Annotated in this window: 7 protein-coding genes and 1 pseudogene; 1 reads left to right on the forward strand and 7 read right to left on the reverse strand. The window is 71.6% G+C overall.

Annotated elements, in window-relative coordinates; all coding sequences use genetic code 11:
- The 7 genes and pseudogenes from ACJA3G_RS24740 to ACJA3G_RS24770 all read right to left on the reverse strand — a co-directional run.
- Positions 1 to 1,085: pseudogene (locus ACJA3G_RS24740) on the reverse strand (hypothetical protein); the annotation flags it as partial.
- Positions 1,082 to 1,753 (reverse strand): SigE family RNA polymerase sigma factor, encoded by a 672-nt coding sequence (locus tag ACJA3G_RS24745; protein ID WP_406555246.1) that lies wholly within the window; start codon positions 1,751 to 1,753, stop codon positions 1,082 to 1,084. The gene ACJA3G_RS24745 and the pseudogene ACJA3G_RS24740, both read right to left, overlap by 4 nt.
- Before the next feature lie 295 nt (positions 1,754 to 2,048).
- Positions 2,049 to 3,104, reverse strand: a complete 1,056-nt coding sequence (locus ACJA3G_RS24750; protein ID WP_406555247.1) for an aspartate-semialdehyde dehydrogenase — start codon at positions 3,102 to 3,104, stop codon at positions 2,049 to 2,051.
- Complete coding sequence (locus ACJA3G_RS24755) at positions 3,101 to 4,381, reverse strand: aspartate kinase (protein WP_406555248.1); 1,281 nt, start codon at positions 4,379 to 4,381, stop codon at positions 3,101 to 3,103. The genes ACJA3G_RS24750 and ACJA3G_RS24755 overlap by 4 nt, the downstream gene beginning before the upstream one ends.
- A gap of 207 nt (positions 4,382 to 4,588) precedes the next feature.
- On the reverse strand, positions 4,589 to 5,248 hold the full coding sequence (locus tag ACJA3G_RS24760) for a DUF5063 domain-containing protein (protein ID WP_406555249.1): 660 nt from the start codon (positions 5,246 to 5,248) through the stop codon (positions 4,589 to 4,591).
- Positions 5,241 to 5,840, reverse strand: coding sequence for a recombination mediator RecR (gene recR, locus ACJA3G_RS24765; RefSeq protein ID WP_406555250.1), 600 nt, complete (start codon positions 5,838 to 5,840; stop codon positions 5,241 to 5,243). Before recR ends, ACJA3G_RS24760 begins: the two co-directional genes overlap by 8 nt.
- A gap of 126 nt (positions 5,841 to 5,966) precedes the next feature.
- Complete coding sequence (locus ACJA3G_RS24770; RefSeq protein WP_358833675.1) at positions 5,967 to 6,302, reverse strand: YbaB/EbfC family nucleoid-associated protein; 336 nt, start codon at positions 6,300 to 6,302, stop codon at positions 5,967 to 5,969.
- A gap of 319 nt (positions 6,303 to 6,621) precedes the next feature.
- Between ACJA3G_RS24770 and ACJA3G_RS24775 the strand changes: the two genes are divergently transcribed.
- Positions 6,622 to 7,347, forward strand: a complete 726-nt coding sequence (locus ACJA3G_RS24775) for an SLATT domain-containing protein (protein WP_406555251.1) — start codon at positions 6,622 to 6,624, stop codon at positions 7,345 to 7,347.
- Positions 7,348 to 7,633 lie beyond the last annotated feature (286 nt).

Below are 7,633 nucleotides of genomic sequence, written 5' to 3' on the forward strand. Positions count from 1 at the left end.
GTGCCCGCGGTCGCCCCGCCGCCGCCCCCTCCGCCGGCCGTCGACGGCGAGGGGTCGGGCGAGGGCTGCGGCTTGGGGCACGTCTCGGACGGCACCCAGGCGAACTTGATCTCGTACGCGGCCGTCGGCTTGAGCACCAGGCCGGTGGCTTCGAGCGAGGGATCGGGCAGCCCGGCCGCCGGGTCACCGGTGGCGTGGTCGACGACGGTGATCCGGGAGGCGTCGGCCGCGCCGAGCGCCTGGAAGTCGACCCTGCCCGCGCCGCTGACCTGGCAGAGCTTCTTGGAGACATTGGCGACGCGGAACGTGCCGTACACCTTGCCGTCGGCGTCGGGCCTGCTGATGCGCGCGGACTTCACTCCGAGTTCGGTGGCGTCGCAGGCCGGTGAGTCGACCTCGACGGGCCCGCCGACGGGTGCGCTCGGGCCCCCCGCCGTGCCACCGGCGGCGGTCGGGCCGGGCTCCTGGGACTTCACGGTGCCGCTCGGCGTCGGGGCGGGGGTGCTGCGGCCGGAGGGCCGGCCGGCCGCCCGCTCGCCGTCCTCCACGCCCGGCGCGGTGCCGGTGCCGCCCTGGGTCTGCCGGCCGTGCCCGGCGATGGTGGGCCGCTCCTCGGACGTCCCGCCGGTGTTGGCGACGTGCAGAAAGGCGGGGATCGCGGTGCCGATGAGCAGCGCCGCGGCGACCGCGCCGACCACCGCCTGCCGCTTGCGTGCCTGGCGGGCGGGGACGGCCCGGCGCAGCTGGTCCAGGGCCCCGTCGGACGGCTCCAGGCCGTCCACCGCGCCGTGCAGCAGCCGGCGCAGCGCGTCCTCGTCGGGCGTGAGGCCAGGTGGGAAGGGGTCGTTCACAATGCCGATTCCAGTCCGGTCGTCCCAAGGGCGGTCGGGCCCGTATGTGCTCTCCCCGTGATGGCGGTCGCCGTGGTGCCCGTGTTCCCCCCGGGCCCCGGCCGCGCCGTCGGCGCCGAGGGCGCCAGGTGCGTGGTCGTCGCGGTCGCGGCGGTCGCGGTGGTCGCCGCGCTCCCCGCCGTCTCCCCTTCGGTCCTCCCTGTCTCCGAATCCCGCATTCCACTTGGCGCTCATACCGGTGCCTCCATGGCTATCCGGAGGGCCGCGATACCGCGCGAGCCGTACGCCTTCACCGAGCCCAGGGATATCCCCAGCGTCTCGGCGACCTGGGACTCGGTCATGTCCGCGAAGTACCGCAGCACGAGCACCTCGCGCTGGCGGCGCTGGAGGCCGCGCATGGCCTTGATCAGCGCGTCCCGCTCCAGCTGGTCGTACGCCCCCTCCTCGGCGCTCGCCATGTCGGGCATCGGCTTGGAGAGCAGCTTGAGCCCGAGGATGCGGCGGCGCAGGGCGGAGCGGGAGAGGTTGACGACGGTCTGGCGCAGATACGCGAGGGTCTTCTCGGGTTCGCGCACGCGCGAACGGGCCGAGTGGACGCGGATGAAGGCCTCCTGGACGACGTCCTCGCAGGAGGCCGTGTCGTCGAGCAGCAGCGCGGCGAGCCCGAGCAGTGAGCGGTAGTGCGCGCGGTAGGTCTCGGTGAGATGGTCGACGGTGGTCCCTGCGGCCATGGTGTCGTCAGTGCCCTCGCGGGCCGACGTCGGCTGTGCGGGGACGCGGGTGGGGCGCGCGGTCGGCATGGGGGCGATCACCGGCATGCCGCCGGCAGGCCACGGCCGCCGGAGCGGACGGACCACTGCGCCGCGTACCGGAATCGCGGTGATATCGAGAACCTCTGCCACGCCAGTTGGACACGCTTCCCCCCGTCAGGGTTGTACGCGTACGACACCGTTTTTGACAGTGCGACAAATGCCCTCATGCGTACTCGCTCTTCCCCAATGCCCCGATATTTACGGCACCTTGATGGGCGACCGCATAGACGCTCCATGCCGGGCTGCCGGTTGCAGGGACACGGAAATGAATCGTGTAACAGGGCAACGGCGCAGTTCAAGTGGTACAGACCAGCGACTTGCTCACAGAGCGTTCACAGATCGTACAAACTCTGTGGCCTTCTCCGCCGGGAAATCGCTCGGGTGTTCAGCGGGGGAATTCGCCGACCGCCAGCTCGGCGATCTGAGCGGCGTTCAAAGCCATGCCCTTGCGGAGGTTGTCGCCGCAGACGAAGAGATCGAGCGCGCACGGATCGTCGGGCGAGCGCCGGACCCGTCCCACCCACGCCGGATCGGTGCCGACCGCGTCGGCGGGCGTGGGGAACTCCCCCGCGGCCGGGTCGTCCAGGAGCACCACGCCGGGCGCGGTCGCCAGGATCTCGTGGGCCCGCGCCACCTCGACCTCGTTCTCGAAGGTCGCGTGGACGGAGACGGAGTGGGTGGTGACCACCGGGACCCGGACACAGGTCGCGGCCACCGCGAGCCGCGGCAGGCCGAGCACTTTGCGGGTCTCCTCGCGCAGCCCCAGCTCCTCGCTGGACCAGCCGTCCCCGGCCGGGTCCCCGGACCAGGGCACCACGTTGAGCGCCACCGGCGCCGCGAACGGCCCGGTGTCCTCGCCCACGGCCCGGCGCACATCGCCGGGCGCGGTGCCCAGTTCCGTACCGGCGACGAGGGAGAGCTGTCCGCGCAGGGCCGCGACACCGGCCCGGCCGGCGCCGCTGACCGCCTGGTACGTGGAGACGACCAGCCCGCTCAGGCCGTACTCGGCGTGCAGCGCGCCCACCGCCACGATCAGCGCGAGGGTGACGCAGTGCGGGGAGGCCACGATCCCGCGCGGACGCAGCCGTACGGCATGGGGGTTGACCTCGGGCACCACCAGCGGCACGTCCGGGTCCATCCGGAAGGCGGCCGAGGTGTCGACGACCACGGCGCCCTTGGCCGCGGCGACCGGCGCCCACTGGGCGGCGACCTGCTCGGGCACCAGGAAGAGGGCGACGTCGACGCCGTCGAGCGCCTCCTCGTCCAACGCGAGGACCTCGCACTCCTCGCCGCGCACCGCGAGCTTGCGGCCCGCCGAGCGCGCGGAGGCGACCAGCCTGATCTCGCCCCAGACGTCCGCGCGCTGGGACAGGATCCGGAGCAGCACCGCGCCGGCGCTCCCGGTCGCTCCGACGACCGCGAGCGCCGGCTTGCGGGTCATCGTCCGGTGCCCCCGTAGACCACCGCTTCGTCGGAGTCGGAGTCGAGGCCGAAGGCGGTGTGCACGGCGCGAACGGCCTCGTTGACGTCGTCGGCGCGGGTGACCACCGAGATACGGATCTCGGAGGTCGAGATGAGCTCGATGTTGACGCCGGCGTCGCTGAGCGCCTCGAAGAACCCGGCCGTGACGCCCGGGTTGGTCTTCATCCCGGCGCCGACCAGCGAGATCTTGGCGATCTGGTCGTCGTAGCGCAGCGACTCGAAGCCGATGGTCGCCTTGGCCCGCTCCAGGGCGTCGATGGCCTTGCGGCCCTCGGACTTGGGGAGCGTGAAGGAGATGTCGGTCAGCCCGGTGGAGGCGGCCGACACGTTCTGGACCACCATGTCGATGTTGATCTCGGCGTTGGCGATGGTCCGGAAGATGGCCGCGGCCTCGCCCGGCTTGTCGGGGACCCCGACGACCGTGATCTTCGCCTCGGAGACGTCGTGGGCGACTCCGGAGATGATGGCGTGCTCCACCTGCTGACCTTCCGCCCGGGTACGTGGTTCGTTGCTGACCCAGGTGCCCTGCAGTCCGCTGAAGGACGACCGCACATGGATCGGGATGTTGTATCGGCGTGCGTACTCGACGCAGCGGTGCAGCAGCACCTTGGAGCCGGACGCGGCCAGCTCCAGCATGTCCTCGAAGGAGATCCAGTCGATCTTCCGGGCCTTCTTGACCACCCGCGGGTCGGCGGTGAACACACCGTCGACGTCGGTGTAGATCTCGCAGACCTCGGCGTCGAGCGCCGCCGCGAGGGCGACCGCCGTGGTGTCGGAACCGCCGCGGCCGAGCGTGGTGATGTCCTTCTTGTCCTGGGACACGCCCTGGAACCCGGCCACGATCGCGATGTTGCCCTCGTCGAGGGCGGTGCGGATGCGGCCCGGCGTGACATCGATGATCCGCGCCTTGTTGTGGACCGAGTCCGTGATGACGCCGGCCTGGCTGCCCGTGAACGACTGGGCGTTGTGGCCCAGGTTTTTGATCGCCATGGCCAGCAGGGCCATGGAGATCCGCTCTCCGGCGGTCAGCAGCATGTCGAACTCACGGCCGGTTGGCATCGGGGATACCTGCTCGGCGAGATCGATCAACTCGTCCGTCGTGTCGCCCATCGCGGAAACCACGACAACGACCTGGTGGCCGTTCTTCTTGGCTTCCACGATCCGCTTGGCGACGCGCTTGATGCCCTCGGCATCGGCAACGGAGGAGCCTCCGTACTTCTGCACGACAAGGCCCACGTGCGCTCCTCGCTCAGTCCATTACTGCGGTCGGCTCAGTCTAACGAGCGGGCCGGATCCGCCCGGGAGGTGCCACATCGTGAGATGTCCCGCTCGCGATGCGACGGGTCCCGGGAAGGGGGGGTCGGATCCGGTCCGCTCGTGAAGGCGCACCTGCCCCTCCACCTCGCGGATACGCACGGTGTGGGACGGCTCACAGACCGCGGGCTACTTGACCGTACGCAGACCCAGCGGGCCCGCGATCTCCTCGGCCATCACCCGGCCCGCCGCGTCGGCCAGCGACTCCTCGGACAGGTCCTCGTCGGTGTCCAGGCCGTCCAGCTCCTCCAGGGGCTGGTTGAGGCGGACATGGGCGACCAGGGACTGCAGGGCGCGCAGGGTGGCGGAGGCGGTGGAGCCCCAGTTGGAGAAGTAGGAGAACTGCCACCACCACAGGGCCTCGCTGGTGCGGCCCGCGCGGTAGTGGGCGAGACCGTGGCGCAGATCGGTGACGACGTCGGCCAGGTCGTCGGAGATCCGGCACGGGACGGGCGCCTTGCGCGGCTCGTACGGGTCGAAGACCTCCGAGTACACGTCGATCGGCTCCAGCAGGACGGCGAACCGCTCGCGCAGGTCGTCGACGTCCGGCTCGGGGCCGAGGTCCGGCTCGTACCGCTCGTCCGGGACGATGTCCTCGTGCGCGCCGAGGCGGCCCCCGGCGAGCAGCAACTGGGAGACTTCCAGGAGAAGGAACGGCACGGCACTGTCCGGCTCGTCGCCCTTGGCCACCTCGGTGACCGCGACGATGAAGGACTCGACCTGGTCGGCGATCTGGACCGCGAAGGAGTCCGGATCCTGGTTGGCCGCGTGCAGCGTTGCGTCAGACATCGAGAAGTCGCCTTCCTTCAAAGGCCCGCCCGAGCGTGACCTCGTCCGCGTACTCAAGGTCTCCCCCGACGGGGAGTCCGCTGGCCAGCCGGGTGACCCGCAGGCCCATCGGCTTGATCATGCGGGCGAGGTACGTCGCCGTGGCCTCGCCCTCCAGGTTCGGGTCGGTGGCCAGGATCAGCTCGGTGACCGTGCCGTCGGCGAGCCGGGCGAGCAGCTCGCGGATGCGCAGATCGTCCGGGCCGACCCCCTCGATGGGGCTGATGGCTCCGCCGAGCACGTGGTAGCGGCCCCGGAACTCACGGGTCCGCTCGATCGCCACGACGTCCTTGGGCTCCTCCACCACGCAGATGACGGCCTGGTCGCGGCGCGGGTCGCGGCAGATGTTGCACCGCTCCTCCTGCGCCACGTTGCCGCACACCGCGCAGAACCGGACCTTGTCCTTCACTTCGAGCAGGGCGTGCGCGAGGCGGCGCACATCGGTGGGCTCGGTCTGGAGGATGTGGAAGGCGATCCGCTGCGCGCTCTTGGGACCGACGCCGGGCAGCCTGCCCAATTCGTCGATGAGGTCCTGGACCACGCCTTCGTACAACGGACTGCCTCTCGTGGGTCTTCCGGGTGCTTACGGTAGTTGGTGGGCGGGCGCCGCAGAAGGGCGGACCCGCGTTGTTCACCACTGTTCACATGGGCGGTACGGACGGCCGGGGCGCGCCCCGGCTCAGAAGGGCAGCCCCGGCATGCCACCGAGGCCCTGCGCCAGCGGGCCGAGCTTCTGCTGCTGGAGCTGCTGGGCGTTCTCGTTGGCCGCGCGGACGGCCGCGACGATCAGGTCGGCGAGGCCCTCGGTGTCCTGCGGATCGACCGCCTTCGGGTCGATGACGAGGCCGCGCAGCTCGCCGGAGCCGGTCACGGTCGCCTTCACGAGACCGCCGCCGGCCTGGCCGTCGACCTCGGTCGCGGCGAGCTCCTCCTGCGCGCGGGCGAGGTCCTGCTGCATCTGCTGGGCCTGCTGGAGCAGCTGCTGCATGTTGGGCTGGCCACCACCAGGGATCACGGTGCACTCCGTCTTCGCGTCGACTACTGCTGTCTGCTCGGTGCCGGAAGGATCCGGCACTCCGAGCCTACGTGGTCTCCCCGCGCCCTGCTCCGCAACTCTTTCGAGTGACTCGACGGAGGTTCTCCGACCTGATCAAGGCCCACTTACGGGGTGAAATCCCGGGATATCGGCCCTGGCTCCCACCATTCGGCGGTAGGAAGGGCCGTCACGTCTCGGGAAAGGCCGAAAGACGTAACTGTACGTTACGTCACCGTCACTGTCGCCGTCCGTCTGCGGTGACGTGGGATGTCGATACGCACCGCGGAGGGAGCGCCGGGTGAGCCAGCCGGAGATGCAGCCCGAGGGGCCCCCGGGACCGCCCCGGGACGAGCGCGACCTGACCGGACGCCCGTTCCCGCTCGGCGACTGGGGCGAACCCGCGGCACGGCTGGACGAGCTGTACCGGTGGGTCGAGGCGGGAGCGCTGCGCACGGCGGAGTGGTATCTGGCGGACCGGCTGTGGAAGCGGCGCGGGGCGCGGGTGCTGCGGGTGTGCACGGCGGGAGGCGCGATCGCGGGGGCCGCGCTGCCGCTGCTCGATGTGACGGGGGCGCTGTCGGGCGCCTCCGGCTGGGGCTACGTCTTCCTCCTGCTCGGCGCGGCCTGCCTGGCCTGCGACCGCTACTTCGGGCTGACGTCCGGGTGGATGCGGGACGTGGCGACGGCGCAGGCGGTGCAGCGGCGGCTGCAGGGGCTCCAGTTCGACTGGGCGTCGGAGAGCGTGCGGGAGGTGCTGGGGCCCACGGAGGGGACGGCGGGGGAGGCCGCGGAGCGGTGTCTGTCGGTGCTGCGGCGGTTCTCGGAGGACGTGACGGAGCTGGTGCGGTCCGAGACGGCGGACTGGATGGTGGAGTTCCGGTCCGGGCCGGCGCCGCTGGTGACGCAGTCCCTGGCGGCGTCGTCGCCCCGGCCGGACGCGGTGCCGGGGCCCGGGCGGTTCCCGCTTCCGCCGGGGACCCGGCCGAACATGCCGCGGCAGCGTCCGCCGGAGTCGCCGCGGTAGCGGTTCCGGGGGTGCCCCTTGTAGGCCCGGACTTCGACTGCGGGCCGGTGGTGGGCTGGTCGCGCAGTTCCCCGCGCCCCTTGTAGGCCCGGACTTCGGCTGCGGGCCGGTGGTGGGCTGGTCGCGCAGTTCCCCGCGCCCCTTATGGGCCCGGACTTCGGCCGCGGGTCGGCCTTGGTTGCTCGCGCAGTTCCCCGCGCCCCTTATGGGCACCTCCGGCCTCCGCACATCCAGCCCCTCCGGCGTTTGAGGAGCGGGGKCCGGGGCGGAGCCCCGGAGCGGGGTG

Origin of the sequence: Streptomyces sp. YS-3, from assembly GCF_045257485.1 — a bacterium.
In the GTDB taxonomy this organism is placed as follows: domain Bacteria; phylum Actinomycetota; class Actinomycetes; order Streptomycetales; family Streptomycetaceae; genus Streptomyces.